This is a genomic window from Parashewanella hymeniacidonis (assembly GCF_016900895.1).
Lineage (GTDB): Bacteria > Pseudomonadota > Gammaproteobacteria > Enterobacterales > Shewanellaceae > Parashewanella > Parashewanella hymeniacidonis.
Genome location: NZ_JAFEUN010000063.1, coordinates 1 through 26,715 on the forward strand (window position 1 = coordinate 1; position 26,715 = coordinate 26,715).

Consider the following 26,715-nt stretch of genomic DNA (forward strand, 5'->3'; position numbering starts at 1 on the left):
GCTGGCGTTGTATAGGCGGATCGCTGCTGTGCTCGAACGCCCCGCAAAGCGGTTTTCAATGTAAGCCAGTTTGGTCAGGTTATCTGCTACGGTATCGGTAAAATATAAACCACTCCAATCACCAGCCTGTCCTTGACTGTACCCATCTTGGTTGGTGTCACCGCCAACACTGTCATCACGGAATGAGGTGAAATAAATTCGAGCATTGCTGCTACCTACTGCATTTAAGGCACCATCTACTTGTAGATTCGTACCAGTCTTGAATTTAATTACAGTCCCAGGCTCAATCGATAATTCAACTCCAGACGTAACTCTAACATTACCTTCAATAAGGTGAACTTTATCAGCGCTCCAAACTGTTCTTTGTGAAATCACACCTGAATGCGATTCAATGTCAGAAGCAAAGGCAAAGGCAGTATTAGAAGATAATATGGTTAAAAGAAAAACGACTAGAAACTTTTTCATAAAATGAACTTCCGTGTTTAAATTATTGCCTTATGATTCCGATAAAGTAATTCTGACATCTTTAACCGAAGCTCCCCAGATATCAACAATTGCGTTTTGACATACTGCGGTACCAAATTCTGTTAAGTCTGTAAGTTGAATTTCTTTTAATGCTAAAACTTGAAGTTTTGAGTCAGTGAGAGTCATCCATGGCTCGTTTTTGTCATTTTTAATCTGAATCCAGCACTTAGGCTTTTGTGTTTTATCGCTTAGAGTTAATCCACTAATAACTCTTAAATCATTATATTGCTTCCGCAATTTAAGTGCAGATTCAGCTATAGAGTCAGAAGCATTAAATTTAAATTTGGTATGTTTTCCTATTAAATAATGTTGTTCTAGTGTTTTATCTAAGATTAAGGAAAATTTTTTGTGGATGGTAAATGTTTGTTTTTTAGATAGTAGAGGTATAGTGCCTCTATTTTCTACATTTATTTCTTGAAGCTGTTTTGCTACTAATGGCAACTCTACACTCAGTTGCGTATTTCGTATTTTTCGTCCTAATTCGTTTACTATCTCAACTCGAATGTTAACGTCGAGGGTCTTTGATTCATTACTAATAATATGACCAGAAATAACACCGATAATTATAGCTAACGACAAAAGCACGAACAAAAGTATTCTCATCATAGATACTTGACTCTCAAATAATTCTTAACAGTTGGTTTTAAGCATTAAAATTAATTAACTTTAAAATACTATGAGTATTTTGATGAGATTGTTTCTTTGGCTTATATTTATATGAGTAGCGAACATTTTATTTCCCTATAACTTTCTTAGCGTTCCTGCTGCTTTATTGATAAGGAGTAAGTTTGTCTCTTAAACTTACATTTATTTTTACACTAATTTATACAGTTAGATATTAAATGTAAACATTTTGATGTGAAAAGTTAAAATTAATTTGCAAAATTGTGAAATTGTACTACCGAAACATTTCAGGCAGTTGCTTCATCTAGATTTCATTATCCGAAGAATCATTAACCTTCGTCTTTTCAACCACATGATCCAAACTTTTAGTTGAGTTATTCCTTTTCAATTCAATAAAAGTATATTTGTTATTTTCCCTGCCAAGTTCCAACAGGTAATCTTGAATTTTCTCCGCATCCCTAGACGCCCGTATAATCTCTTTTGGATCGTCTTGCAGGACTTTAACCCAATGGTCGACATAAGCCGCATGTTGACCAAATTCGTGGCCGATCTGTAGTTCATCTCCGAGCATAAGTGAGCCGATTTCGGCTCGTAATTCTTCTTTAGCGTAGGATTCATCACCGAAGCGGCCTGTCATATCTCTGTTGAGTCTGTGATTGGCACCGCTCGAATGCGATAGCTCATGTAGAACGGTCGCAAAATATGAATCTCTTGAATTAAATTGTGATTTTGCTGGTAGGTGTATATCGTCAGTGGCAGGACAATAATAGGCATTATCGATTTGATCGTGATGTATAGGTACGCCTGAATTTTTCAGTATTTTTTCAGCCCGTTCGTGGCGTTGCCATTCAGGAAGCGTTTTCACTTCGAGTTCGGGTAAGCCTTCGATTTGCTCGGCGTTAAAAACAACGGAACTGAACACTCTTGGTTTATCCAATTTAACCGTTACTTTAATTGGCTTGCCATCAGCGCCTAGAATCTTTTTACCATTATCGTCTTTTTTATCGATTTGATCGAACAGCTTCCAGTATTGAACGAGAGTGCCGTGCTGTCCTTTTTGTACTTGGGCATCAATACCTTTGGCTTGTTTGTAGGTCATCCAACGGGGATCTTCTCGACATTGCATGGCAAGCCAAATAGCGTTGGAGCCTTTGTAACGAGTACCGCTGATTGGATTGTGCGGCATTCTTGGTTCGCCCGCTTGCCACGGTTTTTGCCATGGTGCTGTGCCAGCTTTGAGTTGCTCGATGAGTTTATTGGCGATTTGTTCATGGTAAGGCAGCTTTTTGTCAGCCATGGTTCACCTCGTTTTCTTTTACTTTATTGTCATCACCAATAACTTCAGGTTCATTAGCTTCCAGCGCTTCGTCTTCGGTTAAGGCATTTTCTTCAAAAGCGCCTAGTTCTTCAGCTTCGGCTTGGGTCATTTCGATGATGGAACTTGGGATGTTTAGCGCCATTAATTTATCGTTCAAGTTGCTGTTCATATTGAGCTTCCTTTTTTGTTGATACCCGTGATTTTGAGATGGTATTGGGTTGCGAAAATCGCTGCTTAAATCGCTCTAATGCTGATTGGGCAGTTTGAGCAACATTAGTTTTGGTTTGAATCGGTGGCTTAGTATTTATCGGCTTATTAACTGTTGGTGATACAGATTGTTGAGTCTGTTGCTTTTGACTTTGAGCCTGTTGCTGCGCCAGACGTTGATGGTCTTGAGACTGTGGCTGATAGCCTGAAACTTCCAAGCCTTTTAGTTTGGCTTGATACCAAGCTTCTCGCTTGAAGTTTTGACTGCCTTTGAGTTTGATACCGTTCCAGCCACGGTGTTCAGCAATAGTGATTAAATCCATCACCACTTTGCTTTTTTCTAATCGAGTTTGCAGCTTGTTGCCTTTATCGATAAACGCTACTGCACTGGGTCGTGATGCGAAGTAGCCTTTGCCGTTGATGAAGGTGTAGCGGCTTGATAGCTGTTCTGGTAAAAGCGGCTTTTCATCTGATTTTACTGGTTCATCAGAATTTTGATTTTGAAGCTGAGAGGTTTTCGAAGCTGCAGCTGTTTCATGCTGTCTACTTGGGGCAACTCGCTCAACGGCTTTGTTATTCACAGATTGAGTTTGGATTGAATCTGGCATCACGCTGTTTAATGCGGGTAATAGTCGTTCGGGTCGTTGGTATTTGAGTTCTGGCCAGCACTTGTCGAGATGGTTTTCGATTTGCTTTTTGACTCGCTCAATGCTGCTGGTTACGTGCAAATCATTAAAATCGGTGAGTCCGTGCTCTATTTCTTCTGCTGAAAGGTTGGGCGTAAGCCAAAATCCACCGACCAGATTCGCAGCTTCACGGGCTTTTTGCATGCCTTTATTGATTTGGTTGCTGTGGTCGTTATCCGCTAAAAATAGATGCCTTGCTTTGGGATAAGCCGCATTCAATTTCTCTGCGACTTTGGGCATGTTTCCCGCATCAACGGTCATCACCACGCTTCGACCTGTTGCCTCGGCAATACTCGCAGCGGTGGCGTAACCTTCTGCGTATAATATTGGCTCATTGGCATTGAGTGGCCTATCTCCCACCACGAAAAAATGACCAGATTTTTGTGCGCCTTTCTTTAAACATTTAAAACCATTGCCGCTAATGCGTTGTAGACTGTGGAGCTGTTGTTCAGTGTCATACAGCGGGATCACCAAGCGGCCTTTTTTATCCTGACAAACGCCAGCGTAAGCTTGCACGCCTTTCTTTTTCAGATAGCCTTGCTGCGGGGTGGCCGCTGGCATTAAACCATAAGCTTGAGTGCAGCGTTTGGCGTGGTGTTGCTGTTTTTCGGTAAGCTTTTGTTCTCGCTGCCAACGAAGATTGGCCATGTGCGCTTTTTGATGTAAGCGAGTCAGAGGATCGGCTTGTTCAAAGCTGGCGTGCCATTTTTGTGGTTCGCTGTGGTTACGATGGTCTTGATACCAGCCAGCGGGATGTCCATCATTATACAATGCATAGACACCACTTTTTTTGCCCTGCTTATCATCAATCGTTGATACTCGATGCATTTGCCCATCCATGATTGGCGGCTCCTTTAAGACCAAGCCCGCACTCTCTAATACGTTGGCAAACTCCACCACGGGGTCACTATCTTGATGCTGATTAAACAAAGTTGGATCGGGCAACCATGGCGCAACTTTGTGTTTATCGGTACCAGCTTTGGCATACCATAGCCCTTGCTCTCCATCAAAACTGATCCCCGCTACGCCATTGTTCAGGCGTCCAATCTCTTGCTGTGCTTGCGCCCGTTCATCATAGCCCACTGCAAGGTAGGTTTTGTGCTTGAGCATTTCATTACTCATCGTATTCATCTCCTACAACCTGTTTAAAATCTGCAACCAGCTCATTCATCACTGGCTTTGCGGGTTCGGGTTCTATGCTATTGGTTTCAGCATTGTGTTGATGGCTGTCGTCTTCATCGGCGCAGCCAATATGGTTAATGTGGATCTTGTGCTGACGTGGGATCACTTGTGGAATAATGGGTAAAGTCCAAGGTGCGTGATCAGAATGATTACCACGTTCCTTTAGCGATGGTTCTTGATACCAACGCAGTTTTTGGCACTGAACAGGTGGGCTGTTTTCCAACAATAAAATGGCATTATCGGCACCCATTTGCATCAGTTCTTGAGGCAACATTAAGGCTCGACCATGATCGCTCACACTCTCACTTTTACCGCCTTTACCCGACAATTGACGACTGCGGCTACGATTGCGAATGGTTAAGGTGCCAAGGCTATCTGAAATTTCTCTCGCCACTTTAGGATTTTTGGGTGCAAATACGATTTGCAGCGCATGGTTATCCATCAAGGTTTCAGTACCATCATGGCCGTAAATTTCTCGAAGCTGTGACGGTGATTGAATGATGGTCAGCAGCCGTAAACCATAACCTGCGATGTAACTGATGCCTCGGCTTAAAATAGACACTTTACCGATAGCAGCAAACTCATCCATCAATAGCAGCACTTGGTATTTCAGTTGCGGATTGTGCTCGGGTAACTCACGGGTGTTGAGATCAATCAATTGCTGGAAAAACAGGTTAATCAGCGGTGCGAGTCTGGTTAAATCATCAGGCGTTACACCAACATAAATGGAGAGTTTTTGCTGCCGCAACTGGCGTAGGTCGAAGTCATTGCCAGCGGTAACCGCATCAATTACGGGGTTGTAAAACAGCTCTAACGCCGAAGTGAAACTTTTACGAACCGAGCCACGAGTGCGCTCTGGCGTATCAAGGTATTCTTTTAGGGCTAACAAACATTGGCTAGATAACCCAAAGTCGGAATCCAAACGCATTTCCAATTGTTGCGCAAGATATTCATCTCCTTGAGTCAGCAGTCGCATCACTTCGCCCATGGTTACGGGCAATGGTGGAGTTTCGATAAGGTACAATACTAAGCCAAGCCACAATGAACGAGCAGAGGCTTGCCAAACAGGAGCTTCATTATCAATGTTGGGAAACAGCATCTGGCCGATTTTCTGAATATCGTTAATCCGAAAACTGGGGTCGTCAGAAATGTAATGCAGCGGGTTCCAGCGATGGCTTCGATAGTCTCGTGGCGCAAGGTTGAGAAGGAAACATTGCTGACCATGCGCTTTACGAAAACCAGCTGTGATGTTCCAATTTTCTTGCTTGATGTCCAGTACCACAACTGAATCCTGCCAAGTGAGTAGATTGGGGATAACCACACCAACACCTTTGCCGCTGCGAGTCGGTGCCGACATTAGTACATGCTGCTGCCCTGAAAATTGCAGATATCGCTGACTGAATAATTGCTTTTGTTTACCAACAACGATGCCTTTATCACTTAACAACCCAGCTTGTTGAATTTCCTTTTTAGTAGCGAATTTTGCAGCACCATAAAGTGGTTGTTTTCTGGGTTTAAACCTTGCGGTTATCAGTAATAAAAATGGTGCAAACCCAAAGACTAGTGCCAGCGTTAACCAAAACTTTGTTTTGCTGTCGTGTCCGTAATAATAACCGTACTTGAACACCGTAAATGGCGTGGCCTGATGATAGTTAAGATGTGCGAAGTACAAATAAATGACGCTGCTAAGCCAAAGGCTGAGTAATAAACCGATGGTGATTAGGAGTAGGTAGAGCCATTTGTTTAAACTATTTGTGCCCATACTCAATTAAGCCTCCATGCTTCCGTCATGCCCATGAAAATGGGCATCCAGTGACTTTAAAGCTTTTATAAAGAAAAAGGCTCTGGACTCCTGCCTTCGCAGGAGTGACGAGCATCGGTCATTTTTCATAATAAACCTCACTCACAAACCGCTTACCGTTGATATTTTTTATTTGCACAATCACATCGACGCACAGATGCAGCAGTTGTTTAATATCCTCTCTGGAAAGTGAACTGCCTGCTTGCGATTCCTTTAGCATCAGCACCAATTGCTCTAATGCCAGTTGTGGGCTTCCAGCGTGCATAGTGGTGATACTGCCCGGATGACCTGAATTGATGTTGCGCAGAAAGTAAAACGCTTCATCGCCACGGATTAATTCAGCGACAAACACACGGTCGGGCTTCATCCGCAAACTCGCTTCTAATAGCTGTTTTTGAGTTATCGGCGCAGTGCCTTGCTGGCCTGCGGAAAAAACAAACTGACACTATTGGTATGAGAACGGTGAAGTTGCAACTCATCGACATTTTCAATCGATATCAAGCGTTCGTGTTTGGGGACTAACTCCAACAAAGAACGAAAGAAGGTTGTTTTGCCCGAGCCTGTCGCTCCTGAGACAATGATGTTTTTGCGATCTGCAATGGCTTGTTCGAGAAAAGCTTTGATATCGCCTTGCTGTTTAAGCTTGGCTAAATCATCATTGTATTTGGTTTCAGATAAGTGGCATTGGCTGAAGTAACCTTGCTGCTGATAATCCTCTAAGCTAAAGCACACCTCAGCGGGTTTACGAATGGTAAAGCTGATACATCCTAACAAGGTGACGGGCGGTATTGCGATTTGAACTCGTTCACCATTGGGCAAGGTCGCGGATAGTATCGGATGACTTGAATCGAGCTTTTGCCCTGAGTAAGTAGCAATGAGCTTGGCTAAATGCTGACAATAATCAAAATTAAGTGCATCTACAGCATGATGTTGCCAACCTTGCACCGTCTCAGTCATTACTTGTTTTGGCCGATTAATCACAATTTCAGTGACTGACTTCATCGTTAAAAATTCATCTAACATTTTAAGATAAGCCATTAACGCTAAACTGCGACCATCATTGGGCAAGCTGCAAGTCATAGACACTCCTAAAATCCAAATCACGAGCCACGAACACATTAATGTGCTCACCCTGATTTTTGAGTAAAGTTGGCTTAATGCCGATGGAATCTTGCAATGCAATCGAAGCTAAATCTTTGGTACCGCCAATGGTGTTCCCGAACTGAATTTGATTTTTGTTACCGCTGTTTGCCTTATTGGAAGCGTACTGGCCAACATCACCAATCAGACTGAGTAACATGGCGCTGCCGAAACGCTGTTTAAAATGACCATCGATGAAGCCACTGTGTCCGCTGCGACCCAAGGTATCGGTTCCCGCAGAATCTAAGTCGATAATCACGCCGTTGGGCGTTTCAATGCGATCCCACAACACAAAGATCCGAGCCACACCTTGCTGTAAGCCACCTTGATATTGGCCGACAATATGACTGCCTTTTTCAAGTAACAGCACTTTGCCGTTAGTGGAGTAGATATCTCGACTGAGTTGGCAACGGGTCATGCCTGGTACATCGGAGCTGATGGCCGTTTCTAGGATGCAGTCCAGAAATGCGCCTTTGGTGATGAATAAATTTGAGTCAACAATACGACTGGCTAAACTGCCCGATAATTTAGTTGGTTGCAGCTTTTGTTGCAGTTCAGACGCTTGCTGAGGATTCTGAAACTGAGCTTGCTGACTTTGAGCATCGCTGGTTTTGTTGATTCGAGGCTGACTAAATGCCAATAAACCATCCGACTGTTTACGCTGCTGCGGTGTCATCGGTGTGTTATTGGAATGCCCTAAAACTGAATAGTGTGGCTCAGTGGCAAGATTACCCGTATGCAGAATGTCAGGCTTTGCTGTATCTGTACTATTGCTTGTTGAGTGGTCAGAAGCTTTAGGTAATTCTGGTGGTTTGCCTAAATGGTCGGCAATGGTGTAATGATGATTAAATTTCTGCTGCGCCTCTCCATGAATAAAGCCACCATTGATGACCACCAATAACCCGATAACGCCCAATGCCAATATCAGCAATATACCTTTGTTGAATTGCGGCCTGCGGGAAATCGACGCTCCAAGGTGCGGTAAGTCTTCCAAGGTTTCGGGTTCAGTTCCTTGATTGGGCGTTGAACTGGCGTCCATTACTTACCTCCTTTTAGAACTTTCAGCTGCCGCTTCACTTTTGAAATATTGCTGGTTGAGTAGTCAGCAGCTTGCTCTGAGCCAAACGAGCGATTAAACAAACACAACACCTTGTTGCCTTGGCGAAGTACCAGTTGTTTTGCAATGCGTTGAACAATAATGGTGTAGGGAAAAGCAGGGTTAATATTGGAGTTCACTAGAGATTCTTTATCATCACTGCCAACCGTATAAACCGCTGGAAAATCTTGTTTGCCGTTAAAGGTGATATAAGTGAACCGGCCGTCATCAAACACAGAAATAGGCAGCAGCTCTGCATCGCCTTTATAGAAGTAATTTTGGTTTTTCACCTTGGGTGCCTGAACAGAATGAAGTCGTTGACTGAGTTGATGACGTTGCTGTTTTTTCCGTTGTGAATCTTTGACTTGCTGAGGATACAAAAACTGCACCTGAAACATCATATCGTTGGGTCTTGGATGAGCACCATGTTGTGACCAGTGCGCACTGAGCTCGAAATTGTAAACGTGGCTACCTTTATTTGAGTCAGTCAGTACCGTCATATTGGTCACGGCTTTTTGTGCTTTTGGTTTGATGAAAATATGGTTAGCAACGGGAGTGATTGCCCACGCATCGGTATCACCCATAGCAACCTGAGTTATGGTTTCGTTTTTTCCAAACTCAATATCGGTGGAAAAGCCATAATGACCGACCAACTTCACCACTTGCTGCGGATTGTAATTGATGTGTTTAACTCGCCTGTCGAAATGGCCTGAATGCGGGGTTTCGAGGGCTGATGCATTAAAGCAAGAAAGCAATACCGTCATACCCATGAAAATGGGTATCCAGCGACTCATGTTTTTGAACACAAAAGGCACTGGGCACCCGTTTTCACGAGTACGACGAGATATAGAGCAAGAAAAGCGTTGCATCTAATCCCCTCCTGTTGCTTGATCGTTGCGATAACTCAACACCTGAAAACCGAGAGGATTTAATTGTCGGTCTTGCAATGACATCGGCGCATTGCGATACACAAAGGTAATGGTGGCCACCCAATGGGTGAGTGGATGTGTTTCACCCACTCGTTTTATTTGTTTGGCATAGCGAACCAAAGCCGTGATTCGCTGCTCAGTGTTCACTTTGTCTTTAGCGATAAAGCTGATGGCGTTAACTTGAGTCACCACTTGAGCTTGTTGGCCATAAATGGAAATGGGAGCTTGCGAGTTGGTTTTGGGGTCAGTTTGCAGCGCAAAATCTTGCTGAATATTATCGACCGACATCAAACCGACTAATTTTCGGTCGTAACTCCGAGTTTCCCACTGATAAGATTCACGATGGCGAACATATTGTGCCAGCCAGTATTTATCCAACACTTCCTGAGCTTGCTGCTTAACCTTGCCATGACTGGTTAAGGTAGACACCACATCCACTAAACCGGAATTATTGTCGACTCGAATTACAAATGGCTCGATGGTTTTTAGCGGTAACAGGCAAACTAAACCGACGCCTTGCAGCACGGCAATTAAGGTAAATAACAAACAACAGCGCCATGCTCTTTTTTCAGATTGTTTGATCCGAACGCTCAGCTCAGTATCCCAGCCTCTGGCCTCGTTGAAATACTGCTTAAGCAACGCCTTGTCATTCATCATGCTGACCTATCGGCTTGAGTATGACTGCCGCATGGTTGACAGGTTTTAGCCCCTTGCCATCATCATGACAATGCGGTGGTTTGGGTGCGCTGGCGCAGTGAGTTAACAACAAACAAGCGATAATCATTAGAGACATATTCATCGGCTTAATCATGGTCTTGGACTCCCCGAAATGCTGTTACCACCAAAGCGTTTTTGATACGCCTGATAACTAAGACCTAATGGTTTAACCGGTGCCGCTAATGCTTGACCGGTATAGTTCATATCTCGTCTTAGGTTTCGATATTGATTTCTGAGCGTGGTTGGTCGTAATGAATGCAAACTGTTGGCAATCGCTCCATTTGCGGCAATTGCTACTCCGCCGCCTAACGCCGAGGCCATGGCTGGAATTTGTTTCATCACTAAAATGCAAAGTCCTAACACAATGCAGAGCATCGAGCTGTCGCTGAGTGTGGTCATCGCTGCATGATTAGCGGCGATTTTATGAAGATAACTGTTGGCGACTGACACCATTAATTGCCCTGATGTCACGCCCAGTAACAACACAAAACCAAAGTTGAGTACCATGCCGAGCCAGCTTTCGAAGAATCGTTGTGTAGCTTGGAATAATAAGAGGACAAAAAAAGCAGGGCCGATTGCCAACAAAATGCTGACCATCACTTTGCTCAGTAAAATAAAGAACGCCACCAACAAAGTTAAACAACTGCCAATCAGCAATACCGCAACGGCAATAAAGTACATGCCGAAGTTACCGTTCATCACCCCGCCTTGTTTCCATGCATTATCGGCAAGCGCAAACACCTGACTGAATAGCTGATCCAGCAAGTGCGCTGCATCCATCGAATGACCGCCTGATACAATCGAAGCAAGAGTTTGTGGGGTATCGCTTAAGAAAGTAACAACCGTTTGGTTGTAGCGACCAACGGTTAACCCCAACGCCAAAATAAAGCCAATGCGTAAGATTCGATAAAAGCCTTCTTGCAGTGGTGCTTCACTGCGGCCAGTCATCAATGCATAACCCCATATCGCCAGCCAGATGATCATCAAGCTGGAAAACAGCGGCACCAAGAAATGAATCAGCCGTTCAGAACCCTGCTGCACATAGTTATGCAACGCCTTGTCGACTAAATCGAAGATGCCCTGATACAGATTGCTCTTAGCGGCCACGGGATTTTACCCTTTGTTCCAGTCAATGGGATGCAGCTCACCTGCCGAGCGTTGATTAGCAGCATGAAGTGCATTAATGCAATCAGGTTCTTTGTTATATTTAGCAGGATCATCGCTACAGAGCTTTAAGGTCTGATCTAAAATTTCGTTATGCTTGAGAAACCAAGATACCGTGTGTCCTTGGTCGACTTTCTGCTCAGGTTGAGAGCAAGCCGTCACGGTGATAGTGGCGATAGTAAGTAAGATCAGTGTTGATATTTTCATGCAGATACCTCAAGTCAGTGTTATCTGCCATCCTTGGGTATTTAATTCCAAATATTGTTAATGAACGATTTACCAATCAATCGGTTTTAATTCACCCGCTGATTCAATCGCCATTTGGGTAATTTTTTGTTGCGTTAACGCATCATTAGCCTGCGCTTGGGCATTGAGTAATTGCAGCTTGGCTTGTTCGTTTTGCAGCATCACGCCTTCGGCATTTATCCGAGCTTGTAAATCCTCGATGTCTTTTTGTTGTGGTGCTTGATTAATCTTTTCAATCAGCCTCATGAGTTGCTGATAGCGAGCTTGAGTTTGCTGTAATGAAACTTGAGTCTGACCGAACCAACGACCTCGATAGCGATTAACGTTATCGTATAAACCTGCGACATCACCGCCGAGTTTTAGCCAATCGCTGTTATGTATGCCTTGCTTGTTTAACGTCAGATTAGGATCAACTTTGACGCTGATGTCATAAATCGAATCAATGCTATTTGCCATTCCACGCACGCCATTAATACTATTGAGCTGTGACTTGGCCGTTTGAACCTGCTGTTTGAGGGTATTGATTTCCTCAAGCATGTGTTTCACTTGGACGATATTTTGCTGCAAATTAGCGGCATCAATCACGGGAAAAGCCTGGGCTGATGTAGATAGAAATAGCACAGCTAAGACTATTCCGTCGTACCAGTGAAAACGGGTACCCAGTGACTTTATTCTTTTCATTTACCACCTCGCATATCTCGCAAGGCATCAAAATAAAGTGGCAACCAAACATTCGACTCATCGCCTACTTGCTCAATTAACTGCGTCATTAATGCCACTTTGTCCGTGGTTCCCGATATCACCGCTAACTCTTCATCAAAGCCATTCAAGTCAAGCGTATTAACAGAGCTAGATTGACCTTGTTTAACGATAAACTGGCGTGAATTGGGTTGCAGTTCCGTTTTAATCAGCTCAAATTCACGTTCGGTAAGATGCAAACCATCAACGTAATCTTCACGTCTGGCTTTTGGGTTTGGCATTAAAATGAGGGTGGCGCATTGCTCGATTAATGAATGCGCAATGGGTGAATTCAGTACGTCACGGGCTGACTGTGTTCCGTAAACCATAATCCCGTTTTGTTTACGAATGGTCTTTTGTTTGTTATTGGCGAGATCTTCAAAGTATTCATCTGCAAGTAGCTTCCAAAATTCATCCATGATGATTTGTAACCTTCGACCATCAATCAGGCTTTCAATGCGATGAAACAGATACATCACAATTGGCGTTCTGATCTCAGGAGTATCTAAAAACTCCGTGACATCAAAGGCCAGTAAAGTTTGATTATCGACGGACAGCTCATCAACTTCATTATCCAATACCCAAGCTAACTCACCGCCCTGACACCATTTTTGTAGTTTGGAATAGCAGCCGTCATTATCAACGGGATCAAGAAACTCCAGACAGCGGCTTAAACGTCTATCTTGCAGTTCAAGGCTCATCACACCATTAACCGCATTAGCGATTTCTTGCTGCTGAGTGTGAATAAGATTATCACCGCATAATTTACTGATGAGTCGAATGAGAAACAGTTTATTTGCGGGTGTATTTGGTAACTGAAACGGATTAAATCCTGTCGACTTACCCATTTGTAATGGCAGGTACAAACCATCACAAGCTCGCACATAAACTTCTAAGCCACGGTCTTTATCAAAAATAATTTGGGTTGGGTTAAACTTCTTGCTTTGTGAAATTAAGAATCCTTGCAGCACAGTCTTACCGCTACCCGATGCACCGATAATTAAGGTATTGCCTAATGCGTGGTGCTCATCCTTGAGCGTGGTTTCCTTAGAGTGATTACGACTTGGGTTGCTATTGTTCCTCCTATTCTCAAGCAAGTTACTCGTGTGAATATTAGTCTCGTGAAAGTTAAAGTAATAAGGCGAACCAGAAGCCGATTTAAACATGGTCACTGCTGCGCCCCATTGATTACCTGTCATTTGTCCTGCTGGATAATTATGAAAACTGCAAAATCCAGCAAAGTTTTTAGATGATATCGGCGCAGGACGTGGGCGATACTGACTGTTGGCAGGTAATTGTGACCAAAACGCCGCAGCTAACGCCGTACTTTCTCGAACTGGAATAATAGCCATATCAGCCAGCTCAGACTTGAGCTGTGACAGATGCTTTTGTAATTGCGCTTTTGAATCGGTAAGTACGGTTAACACCAAGTGATGCTCACCATACACAATTCGATTAGAGGTAATGTCATCCAGCCCCAAATCAATGGCATCAATTTGAGAATGAGCAAAGTCACCTGTGGTGTGTAAGCGTTTTTGTTGTCGTTGCAGTAATTCTGTTGAAACGGGTTTAGATAGAAACTGAAAACTTTGCGTCAATACCAATTCAAAAGGCGCCGACAATAGAGCATTAAGCAAACCCGCTTCCGTCCGTTCAGGGTACTCCGAGATCCCCAAGCAAGATCCAAAACGGGTTTGCGTAATGCCCTTTAATGCAAAAGTGTCACCACCAAACAAAGGACGAACTCTCATCATTGAATGTGAAATATTGGCTTTCGGTAATGCTCTGACTTGCCACTCACCATTCACTAAATAATCCAGAAACGTCAGTAATTCAGAATAAAAAACGCCGTTTTTAAAATAAGTGCTTAAGCGTTGAGGTTGGTAAGCTCCCATTGATGCCATAACGGTACTGACTATTTCATTCAATGCACTAATAGCCTGCTTTAATGCTGCCGCACATTGCTCTTGAGTCATTGCAGTTGATTTACCAAACCAAGAAGTAAATTTCTGATTATGGCTGCGATAAATAATGGTGAGATACAACTCGTTAATCATCAACTGGCTCTGGCAAACCTGAGCGGCATATTTGTCATTAAGCTGTTTATCAAACTGGCATTTGAACTCGCCTTGAGGAAAGACTTTGTGCTCTCTGCGAACCAAGTGCGTCCAAATACAAACATCAGGGCTAGCAATATTTCTCAGTAACAAATTCAGTTGCTCTTTCCAAAGTAATACCTGCTCTGGTGCTACTGATTCATGGGCGACACCTTGCAAACGGATGATCTGAAGATAATCGCCACTGTGAGTTTTAATGGTGTGTTCATCCACATGAGTTTGATAGGGAATAAACTCAGCTGCTTCGTTTTCACCCTGCCAGATATGCTTGGGAACTGACTTATTCATAAACCGTTCCTCAAGATGGAATTGCGGCTACGAGTATTACAATAAGGGCAAGCCGTAGCAGCGCCAAACTGACGCCAAGCTATAGATTTAGCTTTGGTTTTTAGCCATAACAACATCAACCTAAGCAATCTTGGATCACGCAGACACAACACATACATCACGCCGTGAATTGGAAAATAGAGCAGCAGAGTTAACGGATTTTTGCTGGCTATCATCAGCACAGCTACGAACGCACTAGCAACAATAATGATATCTAAGGTCACGCCCCATTTCATAGCAGGCCGAGTAACAGAGACAAATAAAAGGTCATGTCGATTTACTTCAAAAGTATTCATCGTCATCCCCTACTTCACCGCAGAGATGATCATGTCGACGATGGTGGTGCCGCCGAACACCAACACAATTCCGGCAATGTATTTGCCGCAGGTTTCACCCGTAATGCGACCAAACCACGCTAAGTATCCCAAAATTGCTATCCCAATCACCGCCGCACTTCGGGCTATGCCATTGGTCAGCAAATCCATCACCCAGTCCACGCCTTCTGTAATAGGGTTGGCAAAGGCGATTTCTGGAAAGAGAAATAGAACGAGGAAAAGCCATAGAGAAGATATGTAGTTTCGGTTATATTCACTACCGTTTTTAGTAGTTAAATAGTAGTTTAATGACCAATACCCTTTTCGAGATAATAGCTTAAGATTAAGCGATTTTATGCAATACGCTCCGATAGAACATCGATACTTATTAAACCCTACTCTCAAAATTGATACTGATAAACACTATATTGAAGTTAAAAGGTAGTTTTATAAGTCTATTTAGCTATTATTTATTTACTTGGATTCTATAGATGTGCTGTCTGTGACGAGATAATTTATGAAAAGCTTGTCAGTCAATATGGCTTACGTTTATTGACCGGAAATCAATAGTACATAATTTGTCTATTGCGTATTCTTTCAAGCAGATTCATATTGATACAAAACAGGATATTTGCTGGTAGCTTACATCAAATATTTTATCTTCTTAACATTAGAGCTGAACATAAAACATGCTAACCAACTGCAATAAAACAAGTTTTAGCCAACGTCTTAACCTTGTCTTAGACAAGCATAATTACCCACCTAAAAACTGTGGCCGTATGTCACTGCTTGCTGAAAAATTTGAGATTACTCATAAGGCGGCTGCTAACTGGTTAAATGGAGTATCTCTACCATCAAGAAAAAAAATAAAGTTATTGAGTGAAATGTTTGACGTTACAGAAGACTGGCTCCTGTTCGGCGAGAAAGATACAACCAGTTCAGGACTTAGAAAAATCCCCGTTCTCAATTTCTTAGATGTTCCAACCTATTTAAATGACTCACTTTCACAAAGTAGAATTGAGTCCTTTATCGAGGTTCATGATTCAAATGGTTGTCGTAGTTTTGCCATTGATATGAAGCACGGCCAAATCAACTTCGACTTCCTACTAACTAAGGAAGCCAAATTAGTTTTTGATCCTGACAGAGCGCCTAGTGACAAGCTATTTGCATTGCTACAACTTAAAAGTGAAGTGTTTCTTACACGGCTAATTGAATTTGAAAAAAGCCAGTTCGCTTTCAATGCTGAATTACAGCTTAATACTCCAAACATACAAGCCATTAAAGACAATAACACCATTTTATCAGTATTATCTGAAATTAAGTTTTAGCCTCACTCGCTGGTAGCGCACACAAATAACCTAAGTTAAAGACTTCGGCAGGATCACACTGATATAAAATGTCTTGCCTAAACTTTATGTCCTTCGAGTGTATTTGAAATTGCTTATGGCGCTTGTCATCCATGAAGCTAAAGCTGAATTCCCCGCTGTTTAACTGCAAGATTGAATTCAGCTTATATCGATACTTCAAACAATTTGATGTGTTTATTTCAGCAGACTTAATATTCATTGTTACCTCCAACACTCATTGGAAAGTTCTAATGAACTGTTGAGTTTGATTTGGTTTGTGCGGCAGTAATATCCTACTTGCAATGATATTCTGTATTCGTTCAACAGATTGGTAGCCTCCTTGATAATCAATTTGCAGCTTATTATCTTTTAGCCATTGCCAACGCTCTTTTCTCAGCATCAGCCAGTGATGGAAATGCTGACCGCTTGTAATGCTCCAAGTAAAGTTATCTGGATCTGTAATTGTCACTCCAGTCAAAGCATTAGCTGCTATATTGGTTAACACAGAAAAGAACACGTCATATATTTCTACACCTTCGATGTCTTTATATTGTCTGAGGCTAAGGAAAGCTTGTGAAAGGCAATAATCAAAGAGTGAAATATCAAGAACGTGAATATTATTGGTAAGCAGGTTCGAGAAACAATAAAAGTTCACTCGACTTTGAGGAAACCACAATTGTAGAGTTTGGTAAGCTTCGCATTCATCAGGGTGACCCAAAAGCCATACCTTGATCATACTGTCACTGGATACATCAGATGGAACGAGGTTAATCAACTCATGCATACTGCCTCCTTAGAAACAGTTCATGCAAATAATACCTGTATTGGATACTAACAACTTCTATGAATACTTAAAGCATGTATATATACGTATTTATTATGCCTGATAGCGGAGAGTTATTGCTTTAGAACAGATTTAGGTAGTCATATTCTTTATTGATAGATGATCTAAATACTAATTTTAAGTATGTTTTATATACAGATCATATTTGAGTGATTACCTGTGATCGACATCGTAAGTAAAGAATTAGTGGCATCTCCCGTCCAAGCGATCCCATCAAGAGTTAAAGGGATCAGAATGCAGCTTGGGCTAAGTAGAAAGAAATTTGAACAAGCAACGGGGATCTCATCAAATACTCTTCAAGCTTGGGAGTTAGGCAAAAACCATTTAACAGAAAAGGCCGCCTCTAAATTATGTTTAGCCCTAGAGAAAATTGGCGTCAATTGCACTGTAGATTGGTTACTGCACGGAAATGGTATTCCTCCCAGAGCTTTTCAAACAAGTGAACAGAGCTTTGATGAAGATGTAAGAATTTTAAAAGAAGTTGCATTTTTTGAAGCGAATAATCCTTCATCCATTGTGATAATTGTTATGGATGACGCAATGATGCCTTTCTATAAAATCGGAGATTATGTTGCAGGCTGCCAAAAGAGTTCAGAATACACAGACTTGTTAGTTGGAACCAACTGTATTGTCACTCTGTACTCAGGGAAAATGCTGCTTCGTCATTTAAGCAAAGACGTTCACGGCTGCTATAACTTGTACAGTCTTAATCCCGATACCCAAGTCGAAAATGCCTGCGTTTTGGATTGTAAAATACAAAGGATTGCCCAAGTCGTTTGGCACCGTACAAACGAGTTAATTCTGAAGTAACCAATCTTAGGAGCAATCATTATGAATTCAACAACTCAATTTTCCATTGATCTACCAGTCAGGATTTCTGATGTGAACTATGGAAAGCATCTTGGTCATGCTGCTTTAGCGTCTTTGCTCCATCAAGCCCGTTTAAAATACTTTCAACAACACAATCTGGATGAATTAGATCTTGATGGCTTCAAAGCCGTCGTTAAAGAGCTGAACATTCAATACAAAGGCCAAGCATTCTTCGATGACATCTTACATATTGCCATCAGCATTGATGAAATAACTTGTGCGACCTGCAAATTCAAATATGAAGTGACGAAAAACAGTGACAACAACCAAGTTACCTCGGTTAGTGAAACTCTGGTATTTATCGATGCAAAAAGCCACTACCCAGTGAGAACGCCTCAACCAATAAAGCAGTTATTAAACAGCTAATACAAACAATCAGCCTTTCAAATCTTCTCCCGCTAGGAGCAAGGCTATGGATAATATCGTCACTCTCAGTGATACTTTTGAGCAAATTTTTGATGAGCTAAAACAAGAATATGACTGTACCTATTTGTTTTACTGTTATGAAGACAATAACGGTAAAATTGTTCGCTCGTCCAACCCTGATTGGTACAAGCTTTATTTCGAAGAAGGATTAATCGAGCACTGTCCCTTGGTTCGTATGGGCTTAACTAAAATGCACCAACATGATATCAATGGCTCAATCATGGTATGGGATAATGTCCAGTCATATACAGATCAAGAAGAAAATGTTGTTGGCATCCGTGGCGAATTTAACCTTCATCATGGTATTAGCTTTGGTAGGGAGGCGCCCTATTTCAAAGAGTTTCTTGGCTTAGCGACTGATGACACCAATCATTATTTCCCAACCCTAATCATGATGAATAAATCAACACTGGATTCTTATTTATGCCGTTTGAGGAAAGCAGTAAATATCGAGCAAGCTGGGAATGTGATTATTTTTCCAAGTAACACTAAAGAATAAGCTCTGTGTCAAAGTGTTACATGCAATCCGAAACACGCTTTTGGACAAAAGCTGTTTAGATTAAAAGCTCTACAGGCTTAATATTCAAATTAGATATTTTTATTCAAACATTTAACTACGGTTTAAAGTTTGGGGCAGTAAACCAAGGCATAACCAAATGTACAGATACTCACTAAACTGTTCTCATTAAGGTGGGTGATGAGATGGACGCTCCCAATACAGCGTCAATGCGCCAAACTATTATAAATATCAATAAGTAATAGTTAACATGAGGAGCGTCCATATATGTCTTAATTGTTCTAGTTTTACTTGATCAAACAATGGGCTTACAATACCCATAATAAAATATGTCCTCTCCGAGTGTGGGCTTATGTTTAAGATAAAAAAGAAGTCTTATATAGACCTACTACTTAATGTTCAATTTTAACTAATCGCTCTCAACGTCTGATACATCATCATCACCAAACGATACGTAATCAAAATAATAGCGAGGAAATACCTGCTGTAAACCAACTGGGAATTGCATATCTGACATAATGTCTTTCAAATCGTGAATTTCAAATAATGCTGCCTCAGAGTCATCATCATTGATTAATTCGAAGCCATCTAAGTTACGAAACTTTTCCAAAAGGCAAAGGTCAAATAGCCCTTCAATTTCATCAATATCAACTCTATCTGTTTTGCAAAGAATGGACTTAAAAAGAAGAATAAATCCACATTTGGTAATTTCACCTTCTTCTTCGCAGAACACTCTAATAGATGCTATATATTTTGAAAATCTTTTAAAAAGCTCCGAATTTTCAAGAGATTCATCTTTCTGAACTTCACCTCTTGGTTTTTTAAAAATGTACCCCGTTTTCTCTACAAATCGTTCTGGCAAACCTGTACGAGTGTAACGGTTTGCTTTCCATTGTTTAATCACTGCTAACTGTTCAAGTGAGACTTTAAATGAATTCAAAGGATATGTAGTTCTTAAAAGCTCCTTTTCAACATACACCACATCGTCTGCTCTAATCTCCCAGTATGCACTATTTATAGGCTCTAATTGAATTTTTCTAGGATTGTGCCCATTTTTCTGAGTAGGGGCTTCTCTGCTTACTTTTTTAAGTAGTAAGCACTCTACAAAAGATTCTACCGATAAAATATCACAGTCTTGTGTGATAACAAGTAGCTTAGCTTGATGTTTGTCTTTGATTGTTCCGTTAATGATAGAGGCTGAAATTGACTCTCCTGGTATGTCAGAAAAATCAATTATAACCCCTTGCATCCAGCCATTTTTAATTAATTCAGCACGAAGATCTTTTTTCTGAGGGTCTTGAAGAACAGCCATTAAAATTCTTACCCTTCAATAGTTACAACCGAGTCACCTTCCAAAAGTGTTGTTTTAGAAGTAACACTCTCAAATGATTCGTACTGCTTTGTTACCTTGGAAACTAATAGTTTATGATGCGCTACGATCAAATCTATATCCAAACTAGGTACTGAAAGTTTTTCAATCAATGATGTTCCTTTGTAATTGCTTGTTTTTGCTAGTTTTCCAATTTTTATGTTATCAGAGTCAAGCAACAAGGAAACTTCATATAGATTTTTTAATAAATGGAATTGATAATCATTTGGCTCATTCGCGCCTTTTTTCCAATTATAAATAGCAGCTCTTTTAACACCTAAAATCGGCTCAAAGTCTTTTACAGCCAAACCAAAAGCTTTAAGGACACTATTCGTCATATATTGAGATGAAACTTCCTTAGCCTCTTCAGTTTGTTGAATAATCCAACTTTCATTCACCGAAGACTGGTAACCTCTGTTATCCGTCATGCCTGTACCTGTAACAAGCACAGCAGTTAAAGCAGCAGCTGTTGTAAAACTATTCCTTTGTGGGGATGCAGAACTTAACATAATAATGCTCCTTAAAGTTCAATCCAATCTTGTTTGGCTTCGTCTGTTATACACATATTGAAGGCTGGTCTAGTTAGCGATCTCATTTCATTTAGAAGACGAGTAATATTTTCAGAATTAAACATTTCCCTCATTGGGTTGCTTAAGTCTATATCGAGAATGACATAGCTTTCTTTACTATCTAACTGAGCCCACCACCAAGGTGACTCTTTAAATATCAATGCTGTTTCTTGTGAATCCATCAATTCACTTGGAAGAATAGAAGGAGTTCTTGCGTCTGCATCAGGCTGAAACTTGTTAGATTCGATTCTCAAATTCCCATGCTTAGTTTTGTAATTCATCATGAGTCTATTATGAACGCCTGATTCAACTTCTAATTCTGTTGGAATCGTATTATTAGGTAGCCATTCATCATTTAGATATTGTCCAACAGTTTTTCCTTCCTTAGGTACAATAAGATTCAAGTACCTTGTTCCAATTCTCGACATAACTCCCTGTAACAAAGAAGGAAATGTTTCTGTCAGTTTGGAAATAATCTGATTTATTGTGGCCACATAGTTTTCATGACAGGTGTAATCTGTGCTTTTAATTGAAAGCCCATCTTGAGCAACAAAAACAGAAAGAGTTCTATCCAAATTTAGGAAAATCCAACGTTGTTTTTCTGATGGGTTAATCGTTGGTTTAGGTGTGTTTAATAGCCTGCCTTCTGAGTCTGGTGTTAACTCAAAACTAACAGCCTGTTGTTTTTCAATTACTTTTTCTACAAATCCAATTTCACGCAGTAATGATTCTAGCTGTACTAACTTTCCCTCTCCATAAAAATCTGGAATATCAGAAAATCGTACATCAACAATAGTCATTAACAACGGTGCATGTTGATAGCTTTTAGAAACCATTTTGTCCACTCTAAATATTCGATTTATTGTGTCATGATACACTTTATTATACACGTAGTCACCCCAATGTACACAAATCTAAATGTCAAGTCTTTTATATTCTAATTTTTGCTGAATTAGATTAAAGTCTAATAATGTAAATGTAGGTATGTGAGCTTTTTTACTAAAACTTGGTCAAATCAAAACAATTAACGCTCACAACCATAGACGCTATGCACTTGGAAAGGAGCAAAAATGAGTTACTTCAAACGGTTGGGTATGTTAAAAAAGCTTTATTTACAAGGCTTCCTACCCACAATCCCAACACTCTCTCTGCCATCATAAAGTAGCTCATCAGGAAACTGATTTTTCCGATTGATGTATCCAGCCTCAACAATGTCAAAGCCTGCATCTTTAAAAAATGATGATAGAGACTCAACATCTAGAAAATGATAAAACTCTGGTAAGTGTTGCCCCCATTTCTCAGCGTGCTTTAATGGTTCGTTAAATTCACCGGGAAAGCGTTTGTTGGTATTTTTTCTTTTTTTGTATTCAGGGTAAACTGCCTCCCAATGTTTAAAGTAGATGGTATCGCACACCACAATTAACTCGCCACTGGCAGATAACCAGTCGTAAATTTTTCGTAAACTGCGCTGAATTTGTTCGCCAGTGAAAAAATGTAGCACTCGACTGATCAAAATCTTTTCAAATGTTTCATTTTCGAACTCAAGTTCGTCTGGAAAGCGAGCCGCAATTGTTTTCAATCCTCGATAACCTTTTCCATCAGCGGCATCAGACAATTGTTTAAGGTGTTTTGGCTCAAGGTCATTGGCATAAACGTTCGCACCATTGGCTAGTGCTTTTAATGTCGCAAAACCAAAAGCGGCTCCGATTTCCAATAACGTACCTGAAGTTGGTTCTGTAAATCTTTTCGAAAATGGATCTAATTTAGGTACTGCGAACCCTTGCTGGTTTAATGTAGGGATAAATAAGTCACTGGCTAAGCTCAAGTTTCAACCTATATACAAATGTAATAATTACCAGCCATTATCTTATTTAGGAGAGCATCCGCAATATTCATCGTTCTTTGGTTCAGCAAGGATTCATTTAAGGTCTCATCAACAGGGTTACTTAGATTATTTCACTATCATTTCCTGTTACTTGAACCCTTGAGTAAGGGTTATTAAAGGCTTTCACAACTGTTAATAAAACACTTTCGATAGCCTTATACCAACCAGTATAAGTAGCAGTAAAAGTATAAGGAGAAGTTGCAGTACTCTTGTCCAAACCCCTGCAATTTTGTAAATTTTGTCATCAGATCAGCCTTTAGCCATTTAAGAAATATATCATCATCACTTACACATTGAATTTAAAGACATAAAACCAAAAAAACTGAGAAAGGTAAGGAAAACCCTTATCTTTCTCGACTGAAATTACATTTTGGTTTTGGTACTTTGGTTTTTTAACGATTTCAAAGCGGCAAAATATAGAGAGGATGTGTCATGTTTAGAGTTCCTCCTTTTGAAGTTCCCACTCAAGAACAAAGAGCTAAGGTGCTAGATTCATACGGGCTTTGCGAGCGTCTAATTAGAGAAAAAGAACGCAAGCAAATCACTTCCGTCTCAACTGCAACTTGGTGGCGTCTTGAGCAACAAAATAAAACACCACCAAAGAAATATCTTGGCAGAGCTGTAGCTTGGCTACTTTCCGACTTATTGATTTGGGTAAGTCAAATTTAGTTTGTTGGTAGCCATGTTTTTAGCACTGAATCCAGTTTTTCAAGCTGCTGTTGGTGCTTAGCGGCATTCTTTTTCAGTTGGCTTAAGTTAAGTAGTTTCCATTTAATAGCAGGCAGCTCTTGAGCAATAGGCACATCAAATAATGACCAGTTTGGCTCTGCATTTTTGAAAGATAATAGGAAATTTCGATCCTGCTCTGTGAAATTGACTTTTAACGCTTGTAGCATTTCAGCGCGGGTAAGTTTTAATGCCTCAATACTCACAGGTTCATTGGTCATACCAACAAATTCACTGGTATAAATCTCTTTTATGTCCTTCCAGTTTGGTGACAGCACTTCATGTATCGGCCTTGGATGCCCTAGAACATAAGTGATAAAGCCGATAAATATTTCTCTGGTTATGCCTTCGTTATCGAGCAGCAGCTTCACATCATAAAGATCTCTTGGGTGTTGTCTGTCCATGGCCGCACATAGCTTCCCGCCATATAAATCAGGCAGACTCACAACGAGGATTTCTGCGTAGCCAAACTCATCTTCCACAAACTCTGAAACCGGAATGATTTGGGGTTCATGTAAAGTTCCTCTCGCCACAGGAGAAACTTCAATTTTTATTTGAGCCTGCTCACCATGAACGATAATTCTCAACTCGTCTGAGCGATTGTCTTGTAATATCGCTCTTGTGTTCGGAAGTTGGTTTATTTTTCTAGTGATACTGTTCAGCGCCAGTTTTGCATTGCTTAGTGCTTCATTTCTTGGTTCCAAAGGCAAATATGACAGATCTATGTCCACTGATAATCTTGGAAAATCACGAATGAAGAGGTTGATTGCAGTTCCGCCTTTTAATGCAAATACGGACTCTTTAGCGACAATTGGTAACACTCTCATTAACAATGAAACTTGACGATAATAAACTGATTGTTTATCCATTCTCACCTCGATGGAATAACATTTCTGGTACTGTGATTAAATAGTTTTCTGCTAGCTTCCCATGCTTAACTACTTGTCGCTTACCCGTCCCAAGTTTTATCTTGGTTTCATCCAACCTCTTAGCCCATTGATGAACGTAATAATGACTTAAATACAAAAATACTCGGTTAGTTTGTATTGCTCGACTTCGTTCTAGTAATGACTGAACTTTCCGTGGACTTAGATTTGTAAGCCCTTGAAATAGCTCAGCCGCATGTTGAAAACTAAGATGTTTACCTATTGAGTCAACAACTTCGTAAGCCGCAAGCTCAGGTGAACTGGCTTTTAACTCTTGTCCATCAACCGTTAGCTTTATAAAATCTCTTGGACTAAATTCAGCTAATTTACTGTTATTGCAACACAACCATTCTTGAGCAGAAAACTCTGCAAACCACTTAGGTAATAGCCTTTTATTGGCAACACCAAGCCAAACCTGACTTTCCACAAGCTGAAAGTAATGGCTTAACCCTTGGTACTTCAAACTAGATAGTCCGGCCAAATGTACAGGCAAGTTTAATTGCTGCTCTAGTGCTTGTAATGCACTTGACCAGCTTGGGGTTGTGTTCGGATCACTAAGCGGTCGAAAATAAACACCTGCTCGCAGCTTTTTGAGCCAGCCGCTAGTCACATAGCGTTGGGTTAATGAATGGCTAACGTCATTTTCACTTAGCCATGTTTGCAATACTATGCTGCCGGGATAGGTATTCTCTATTAACCAGTTTATTTTTGAGCTCATATTAATACTATTAGTGTGATTAACTGCATTATTTTAAACCTAGGTTTAAATTATTGTAGATCTTAACACTAATAGTGTAAAGATAAGTAATTTTTTAAACTAGATTGTTGACCCTTGGTTCAATAGCCTCTCAGCAATAGTCGAAATAAACTGACTTTATCGACGTATTTTTATGTCATGTCGATTGCATCAACATAATCTACAGAGCAAAATATAAAAACTGAGTTGAAAATCGGAATGCCCAGTTAATCGATCTCAATCTTTGCAAGGCACACTTTGGTACATTGGTGACATAAATGGTGACATTCAGCGGATTATAAGTGAAAAAAACCTACATAAAGCACTTATTTTCAGTAGATTGACATTTATATCCTACGAGCAGATCCAAAACGTCGAATAATTTTTCCAAGCTTATCCAACAAACACAAAACTCATAAAAGTCGCTATGTTAGCGGCTTTTACCTTTTCTAATTCTTTCTATTTCTTTCCCATAATTTCAAAAAGGTGGTGACACAAATGGAGACATATTTCATTTGCATCGCTCGAACAAGTCAGATAAATTGCAAATGTCACCACTTTTTATAGAGCCCTTGTATGCCTCAAAAGCTAAATGACAAACAAATCAAAGCATTGCTAAAAAAAAGAGACTCTGGACGTTTTGCCATTGGCAACGGTTTATATTTTCGAATCAGTAATGTCGGCACAGGATTCTGGGTTTTACGCTACACCATCAACAAAAAGCGCCGTGAGATGATCATAGGAAAATACGGTAAACAGGAGGGTGAGTTATCACTGTCCAAAGCATCAGTCAAAGCTATCAAGATAAAAGCACAAATTGCTGAAGGTATCGACCCAATCGCCGAAAAAAAACGCCCATCACAAGTAAGAATTGCTACCGTTAATGATCTCGCAGAAGACTGGCTTAGAAACGATATAGAAAAACGAGTAAAGCACCCTCAAATTCCTTAAAGAATTTACACTAAAGATCTTGCTCCGACCATCGGTGAACTTGGGCTAAAGCGAGTAACACCTTTAGATATCAGAATGACCATTGAAGCCATTACCAACAGCAATAGACCAACTATCGCCAACGATGCACTTATGTATTGCAAGCAAATCTTTCGCCACGGTATAAGACTCAACTTATTGCAACACAATCCAGCAGAAGCCTTTAGCGTTCGTCATGCTGGTGGAGTGGAACAAAGCCGTAGTCGTATTCTCACACTCGAAGAAGTACGAGTTGTTTTCAGAATATTTAGAGAAAACGGGACTGATCAGATCTATATGATCTAAAGTCACAAATACAAGCGAGCTCGCCAGAGCAGGAAGTCCAACTCTGGTGATAAATATCAAAAGCAAATTTGTTTTTAGTGAGCGTTTCCAGAAGG

The 26,715-nt window shown here is 40.8% G+C and carries 33 protein-coding genes; 7 read left to right on the forward strand and 26 right to left on the reverse strand.

Features of this window, described 5'->3' with window-relative positions:
- The 18 genes from JQC92_RS13255 to JQC92_RS22660 form a co-directional block, all read right to left on the reverse strand.
- On the reverse strand, positions 1-465 hold a 465-nt coding region (locus JQC92_RS13255; RefSeq protein ID WP_205000083.1), incomplete at its 3' end, for a hypothetical protein.
- 30 nt (positions 466-495) lie between these two features.
- On the reverse strand, positions 496-1,131 hold the full coding sequence (locus JQC92_RS13260) for a hypothetical protein (protein ID WP_205000084.1): 636 nt from the start codon (positions 1,129-1,131) through the stop codon (positions 496-498).
- Between the two features lie 322 nt (positions 1,132-1,453).
- The gene (locus tag JQC92_RS13265; protein WP_205000085.1) at positions 1,454-2,446 is read right to left on the reverse strand and encodes an ArdC family protein; all 993 of its coding nucleotides are present in this window, start codon (positions 2,444-2,446) and stop codon (positions 1,454-1,456) included.
- A complete protein-coding gene (locus JQC92_RS13270) occupies positions 2,439-2,636 on the reverse strand; it encodes a hypothetical protein (RefSeq protein ID WP_239480557.1) in 198 nt (65 codons plus the stop codon). Before JQC92_RS13270 ends, JQC92_RS13265 begins: the two co-directional genes overlap by 8 nt.
- Positions 2,614-4,482 carry an LPD7 domain-containing protein gene (locus tag JQC92_RS13275; RefSeq protein ID WP_205000086.1) on the reverse strand — a complete coding sequence of 623 codons (1,869 nt, stop codon included), beginning with the start codon at positions 4,480-4,482 and terminating at the stop codon, positions 2,614-2,616. The genes JQC92_RS13270 and JQC92_RS13275 overlap by 23 nt, the downstream gene beginning before the upstream one ends.
- Positions 4,475-6,304, reverse strand: a complete 1,830-nt coding sequence (locus tag JQC92_RS13280; RefSeq protein ID WP_205000087.1) for a type IV secretory system conjugative DNA transfer family protein — start codon at positions 6,302-6,304, stop codon at positions 4,475-4,477. Before JQC92_RS13280 ends, JQC92_RS13275 begins: the two co-directional genes overlap by 8 nt.
- A 118-nt stretch (positions 6,305-6,422) precedes the next feature.
- Positions 6,423-6,710 carry a P-loop NTPase family protein gene (locus tag JQC92_RS22925; protein ID WP_276315805.1) on the reverse strand — a complete coding sequence of 96 codons (288 nt, stop codon included), beginning with the start codon at positions 6,708-6,710 and terminating at the stop codon, positions 6,423-6,425.
- A gap of 32 nt (positions 6,711-6,742) precedes the next feature.
- The gene (locus tag JQC92_RS22930; protein ID WP_205000089.1) at positions 6,743-7,423 is read right to left on the reverse strand and encodes an ATPase, T2SS/T4P/T4SS family; all 681 of its coding nucleotides are present in this window, start codon (positions 7,421-7,423) and stop codon (positions 6,743-6,745) included.
- Positions 7,401-8,522 carry a type IV secretion system protein VirB10 gene (gene virB10, locus JQC92_RS13295; RefSeq protein ID WP_205000090.1) on the reverse strand — a complete coding sequence of 374 codons (1,122 nt, stop codon included), beginning with the start codon at positions 8,520-8,522 and terminating at the stop codon, positions 7,401-7,403. The genes JQC92_RS22930 and virB10 overlap by 23 nt, the downstream gene beginning before the upstream one ends.
- A complete protein-coding gene (gene virB9, locus JQC92_RS13300) occupies positions 8,522-9,448 on the reverse strand; it encodes a P-type conjugative transfer protein VirB9 (protein ID WP_205000091.1) in 927 nt (308 codons plus the stop codon). The genes virB10 and virB9 overlap by 1 nt, the downstream gene beginning before the upstream one ends.
- Positions 9,449-10,162, reverse strand: coding sequence for a VirB8 family type IV secretion system protein (locus JQC92_RS13305; RefSeq protein WP_239480558.1), 714 nt, complete (start codon positions 10,160-10,162; stop codon positions 9,449-9,451). It lies immediately after the preceding gene.
- The gene (locus JQC92_RS13310; protein ID WP_205000093.1) at positions 10,155-10,319 is read right to left on the reverse strand and encodes a hypothetical protein; all 165 of its coding nucleotides are present in this window, start codon (positions 10,317-10,319) and stop codon (positions 10,155-10,157) included. The genes JQC92_RS13305 and JQC92_RS13310 overlap by 8 nt, the downstream gene beginning before the upstream one ends.
- A complete protein-coding gene (locus JQC92_RS13315; RefSeq protein ID WP_205000094.1) occupies positions 10,316-11,332 on the reverse strand; it encodes a type IV secretion system protein in 1,017 nt (338 codons plus the stop codon). Before JQC92_RS13315 ends, JQC92_RS13310 begins: the two co-directional genes overlap by 4 nt.
- A 6-nt stretch (positions 11,333-11,338) precedes the next feature.
- Entirely contained in the window at positions 11,339-11,596 is a 258-nt protein-coding gene (locus tag JQC92_RS13320) for an EexN family lipoprotein (RefSeq protein ID WP_205000095.1), read from the reverse strand.
- Positions 11,597-11,665: 69 nt separating this feature from the next.
- Complete coding sequence (locus JQC92_RS13325) at positions 11,666-12,316, reverse strand: type IV secretion system protein (protein WP_205000096.1); 651 nt, start codon at positions 12,314-12,316, stop codon at positions 11,666-11,668.
- Complete coding sequence (locus JQC92_RS13330) at positions 12,313-14,778, reverse strand: VirB4 family type IV secretion/conjugal transfer ATPase (RefSeq protein ID WP_205000097.1); 2,466 nt, start codon at positions 14,776-14,778, stop codon at positions 12,313-12,315. Before JQC92_RS13330 ends, JQC92_RS13325 begins: the two co-directional genes overlap by 4 nt.
- On the reverse strand, positions 14,775-15,113 hold the full coding sequence (locus tag JQC92_RS13335) for a VirB3 family type IV secretion system protein (protein WP_205000098.1): 339 nt from the start codon (positions 15,111-15,113) through the stop codon (positions 14,775-14,777). Before JQC92_RS13335 ends, JQC92_RS13330 begins: the two co-directional genes overlap by 4 nt.
- Before the next feature lie 9 nt (positions 15,114-15,122).
- On the reverse strand, positions 15,123-15,536 hold the full coding sequence (locus tag JQC92_RS22660) for a TrbC/VirB2 family protein (protein WP_239480559.1): 414 nt from the start codon (positions 15,534-15,536) through the stop codon (positions 15,123-15,125).
- Between the two features lie 284 nt (positions 15,537-15,820).
- Between JQC92_RS22660 and JQC92_RS13345 the strand changes: the two genes are divergently transcribed.
- Positions 15,821-16,459, forward strand: a complete 639-nt coding sequence (locus JQC92_RS13345; protein ID WP_205000099.1) for a helix-turn-helix domain-containing protein — start codon at positions 15,821-15,823, stop codon at positions 16,457-16,459.
- On the opposite strand, the gene JQC92_RS13350 is transcribed toward JQC92_RS13345, so the two are convergent.
- Positions 16,449-16,697, reverse strand: coding sequence for a hypothetical protein (locus JQC92_RS13350; RefSeq protein ID WP_205000100.1), 249 nt, complete (start codon positions 16,695-16,697; stop codon positions 16,449-16,451). The genes JQC92_RS13345 and JQC92_RS13350 overlap by 11 nt on opposite strands.
- Before the next feature lie 15 nt (positions 16,698-16,712).
- On the reverse strand, positions 16,713-17,261 hold the full coding sequence (locus JQC92_RS13355) for a hypothetical protein (protein ID WP_205000101.1): 549 nt from the start codon (positions 17,259-17,261) through the stop codon (positions 16,713-16,715).
- A 219-nt stretch (positions 17,262-17,480) separates the two neighbouring features.
- Between JQC92_RS13355 and JQC92_RS13360 the strand changes: the two genes are divergently transcribed.
- The 3 genes from JQC92_RS13360 to JQC92_RS13370 are packed head-to-tail and all read left to right on the forward strand — an operon-like array spanning position 17,481 to position 19,116.
- The gene (locus tag JQC92_RS13360) at positions 17,481-18,131 is read left to right on the forward strand and encodes a helix-turn-helix domain-containing protein (protein ID WP_205000102.1); all 651 of its coding nucleotides are present in this window, start codon (positions 17,481-17,483) and stop codon (positions 18,129-18,131) included.
- 21 nt (positions 18,132-18,152) lie between these two features.
- Positions 18,153-18,557, forward strand: coding sequence for an acyl-CoA thioesterase (locus tag JQC92_RS13365; protein WP_205000103.1), 405 nt, complete (start codon positions 18,153-18,155; stop codon positions 18,555-18,557).
- Between the two features lie 46 nt (positions 18,558-18,603).
- Positions 18,604-19,116, forward strand: coding sequence for an autoinducer binding domain-containing protein (locus JQC92_RS13370; protein ID WP_205000104.1), 513 nt, complete (start codon positions 18,604-18,606; stop codon positions 19,114-19,116).
- A 427-nt stretch (positions 19,117-19,543) separates the two neighbouring features.
- Here JQC92_RS13370 and JQC92_RS13375 read toward each other — a convergent pair whose 3' ends face one another.
- From JQC92_RS13375 to JQC92_RS13390, 4 genes are all read right to left on the reverse strand, one after another.
- Entirely contained in the window at positions 19,544-20,446 is a 903-nt protein-coding gene (locus tag JQC92_RS13375; RefSeq protein WP_205000105.1) for a hypothetical protein, read from the reverse strand.
- 8 nt (positions 20,447-20,454) lie between these two features.
- The gene (locus JQC92_RS13380; RefSeq protein WP_205000106.1) at positions 20,455-21,012 is read right to left on the reverse strand and encodes a hypothetical protein; all 558 of its coding nucleotides are present in this window, start codon (positions 21,010-21,012) and stop codon (positions 20,455-20,457) included.
- A gap of 11 nt (positions 21,013-21,023) precedes the next feature.
- Positions 21,024-21,908 carry a TIGR04255 family protein gene (locus tag JQC92_RS13385; RefSeq protein WP_205000107.1) on the reverse strand — a complete coding sequence of 295 codons (885 nt, stop codon included), beginning with the start codon at positions 21,906-21,908 and terminating at the stop codon, positions 21,024-21,026.
- 272 nt (positions 21,909-22,180) lie between these two features.
- Positions 22,181-22,897: a class I SAM-dependent methyltransferase gene (locus JQC92_RS13390; protein WP_205000108.1), complete on the reverse strand. Its 717-nt coding sequence runs from the start codon at positions 22,895-22,897 to the stop codon at positions 22,181-22,183.
- Positions 22,898-23,389: 492 nt separating this feature from the next.
- Between JQC92_RS13390 and JQC92_RS13395 the strand changes: the two genes are divergently transcribed.
- On the forward strand, positions 23,390-23,626 hold the full coding sequence (locus tag JQC92_RS13395; RefSeq protein WP_205000109.1) for a helix-turn-helix transcriptional regulator: 237 nt from the start codon (positions 23,390-23,392) through the stop codon (positions 23,624-23,626).
- Here JQC92_RS13395 and JQC92_RS13400 read toward each other — a convergent pair.
- Both JQC92_RS13400 and JQC92_RS13405 read right to left on the reverse strand, forming a co-directional pair.
- Entirely contained in the window at positions 23,623-24,552 is a 930-nt protein-coding gene (locus tag JQC92_RS13400) for a nucleotidyl transferase AbiEii/AbiGii toxin family protein (RefSeq protein WP_205000110.1), read from the reverse strand. The genes JQC92_RS13395 and JQC92_RS13400 overlap by 4 nt on opposite strands.
- Positions 24,545-25,327 carry a type IV toxin-antitoxin system AbiEi family antitoxin gene (locus JQC92_RS13405; protein ID WP_205000111.1) on the reverse strand — a complete coding sequence of 261 codons (783 nt, stop codon included), beginning with the start codon at positions 25,325-25,327 and terminating at the stop codon, positions 24,545-24,547. The genes JQC92_RS13400 and JQC92_RS13405 overlap by 8 nt, the downstream gene beginning before the upstream one ends.
- Positions 25,328-25,921: 594 nt before the next feature.
- On the opposite strand from JQC92_RS13405, the gene JQC92_RS13410 reads away from it, so the two are divergent.
- Both JQC92_RS13410 and JQC92_RS13415 read left to right on the forward strand, forming a co-directional pair.
- The gene (locus JQC92_RS13410) at positions 25,922-26,296 is read left to right on the forward strand and encodes an Arm DNA-binding domain-containing protein (protein ID WP_205000112.1); all 375 of its coding nucleotides are present in this window, start codon (positions 25,922-25,924) and stop codon (positions 26,294-26,296) included.
- A 3-nt stretch (positions 26,297-26,299) separates the two neighbouring features.
- Positions 26,300-26,620, forward strand: coding sequence for a phage integrase central domain-containing protein (locus JQC92_RS13415; protein ID WP_420851318.1), 321 nt, complete (start codon positions 26,300-26,302; stop codon positions 26,618-26,620).
- Positions 26,621-26,715 lie beyond the last annotated feature (95 nt).

Coding starts and splice junctions, on each gene's coding strand:
- JQC92_RS13395 (WP_205000109.1), top strand. CDS start 23,390: ATGTTTAGAGTTCCTCCTTTTGAAGTTCCCACTCAAGAACAAAGAGCT.
- JQC92_RS13410 (WP_205000112.1), top strand. CDS start 25,922: ATGCCTCAAAAGCTAAATGACAAACAAATCAAAGCATTGCTAAAAAAA.
- JQC92_RS13320 (WP_205000095.1), bottom strand. CDS start 11,596: ATGAAAATATCAACACTGATCTTACTTACTATCGCCACTATCACCGTG.
- JQC92_RS22925 (WP_276315805.1), bottom strand. CDS start 6,710: ATGAAGCCCGACCGTGTGTTTGTCGCTGAATTAATCCGTGGCGATGAA.
- JQC92_RS13265 (WP_205000085.1), bottom strand. CDS start 2,446: ATGGCTGACAAAAAGCTGCCTTACCATGAACAAATCGCCAATAAACTC.
- virB9 (WP_205000091.1), bottom strand. CDS start 9,448: ATGCAACGCTTTTCTTGCTCTATATCTCGTCGTACTCGTGAAAACGGG.
- JQC92_RS13305 (WP_239480558.1), bottom strand. CDS start 10,162: ATGAATGACAAGGCGTTGCTTAAGCAGTATTTCAACGAGGCCAGAGGC.
- JQC92_RS13275 (WP_205000086.1), bottom strand. CDS start 4,482: ATGAGTAATGAAATGCTCAAGCACAAAACCTACCTTGCAGTGGGCTAT.
- virB10 (WP_205000090.1), bottom strand. CDS start 8,522: ATGGACGCCAGTTCAACGCCCAATCAAGGAACTGAACCCGAAACCTTG.
- JQC92_RS13310 (WP_205000093.1), bottom strand. CDS start 10,319: ATGATTAAGCCGATGAATATGTCTCTAATGATTATCGCTTGTTTGTTG.
- JQC92_RS13355 (WP_205000101.1), bottom strand. CDS start 17,261: ATGCATGAGTTGATTAACCTCGTTCCATCTGATGTATCCAGTGACAGT.
- JQC92_RS13260 (WP_205000084.1), bottom strand. CDS start 1,131: ATGATGAGAATACTTTTGTTCGTGCTTTTGTCGTTAGCTATAATTATC.
- JQC92_RS13330 (WP_205000097.1), bottom strand. CDS start 14,778: ATGAATAAGTCAGTTCCCAAGCATATCTGGCAGGGTGAAAACGAAGCA.
- JQC92_RS13325 (WP_205000096.1), bottom strand. CDS start 12,316: ATGAAAAGAATAAAGTCACTGGGTACCCGTTTTCACTGGTACGACGGA.
- JQC92_RS13335 (WP_205000098.1), bottom strand. CDS start 15,113: ATGAATACTTTTGAAGTAAATCGACATGACCTTTTATTTGTCTCTGTT.
- JQC92_RS13345 (WP_205000099.1), top strand. CDS start 15,821: ATGCTAACCAACTGCAATAAAACAAGTTTTAGCCAACGTCTTAACCTT.
- JQC92_RS13370 (WP_205000104.1), top strand. CDS start 18,604: ATGGATAATATCGTCACTCTCAGTGATACTTTTGAGCAAATTTTTGAT.
- JQC92_RS13375 (WP_205000105.1), bottom strand. CDS start 20,446: ATGGCTGTTCTTCAAGACCCTCAGAAAAAAGATCTTCGTGCTGAATTA.
- JQC92_RS13380 (WP_205000106.1), bottom strand. CDS start 21,012: ATGTTAAGTTCTGCATCCCCACAAAGGAATAGTTTTACAACAGCTGCT.
- JQC92_RS22930 (WP_205000089.1), bottom strand. CDS start 7,423: ATGACTTGCAGCTTGCCCAATGATGGTCGCAGTTTAGCGTTAATGGCT.
- JQC92_RS13270 (WP_239480557.1), bottom strand. CDS start 2,636: ATGAACAGCAACTTGAACGATAAATTAATGGCGCTAAACATCCCAAGT.
- JQC92_RS13385 (WP_205000107.1), bottom strand. CDS start 21,908: ATGGTTTCTAAAAGCTATCAACATGCACCGTTGTTAATGACTATTGTT.
- JQC92_RS13365 (WP_205000103.1), top strand. CDS start 18,153: ATGAATTCAACAACTCAATTTTCCATTGATCTACCAGTCAGGATTTCT.
- JQC92_RS13400 (WP_205000110.1), bottom strand. CDS start 24,552: ATGGATAAACAATCAGTTTATTATCGTCAAGTTTCATTGTTAATGAGA.
- JQC92_RS13350 (WP_205000100.1), bottom strand. CDS start 16,697: ATGAATATTAAGTCTGCTGAAATAAACACATCAAATTGTTTGAAGTAT.
- JQC92_RS13405 (WP_205000111.1), bottom strand. CDS start 25,327: ATGAGCTCAAAAATAAACTGGTTAATAGAGAATACCTATCCCGGCAGC.
- JQC92_RS13280 (WP_205000087.1), bottom strand. CDS start 6,304: ATGGGCACAAATAGTTTAAACAAATGGCTCTACCTACTCCTAATCACC.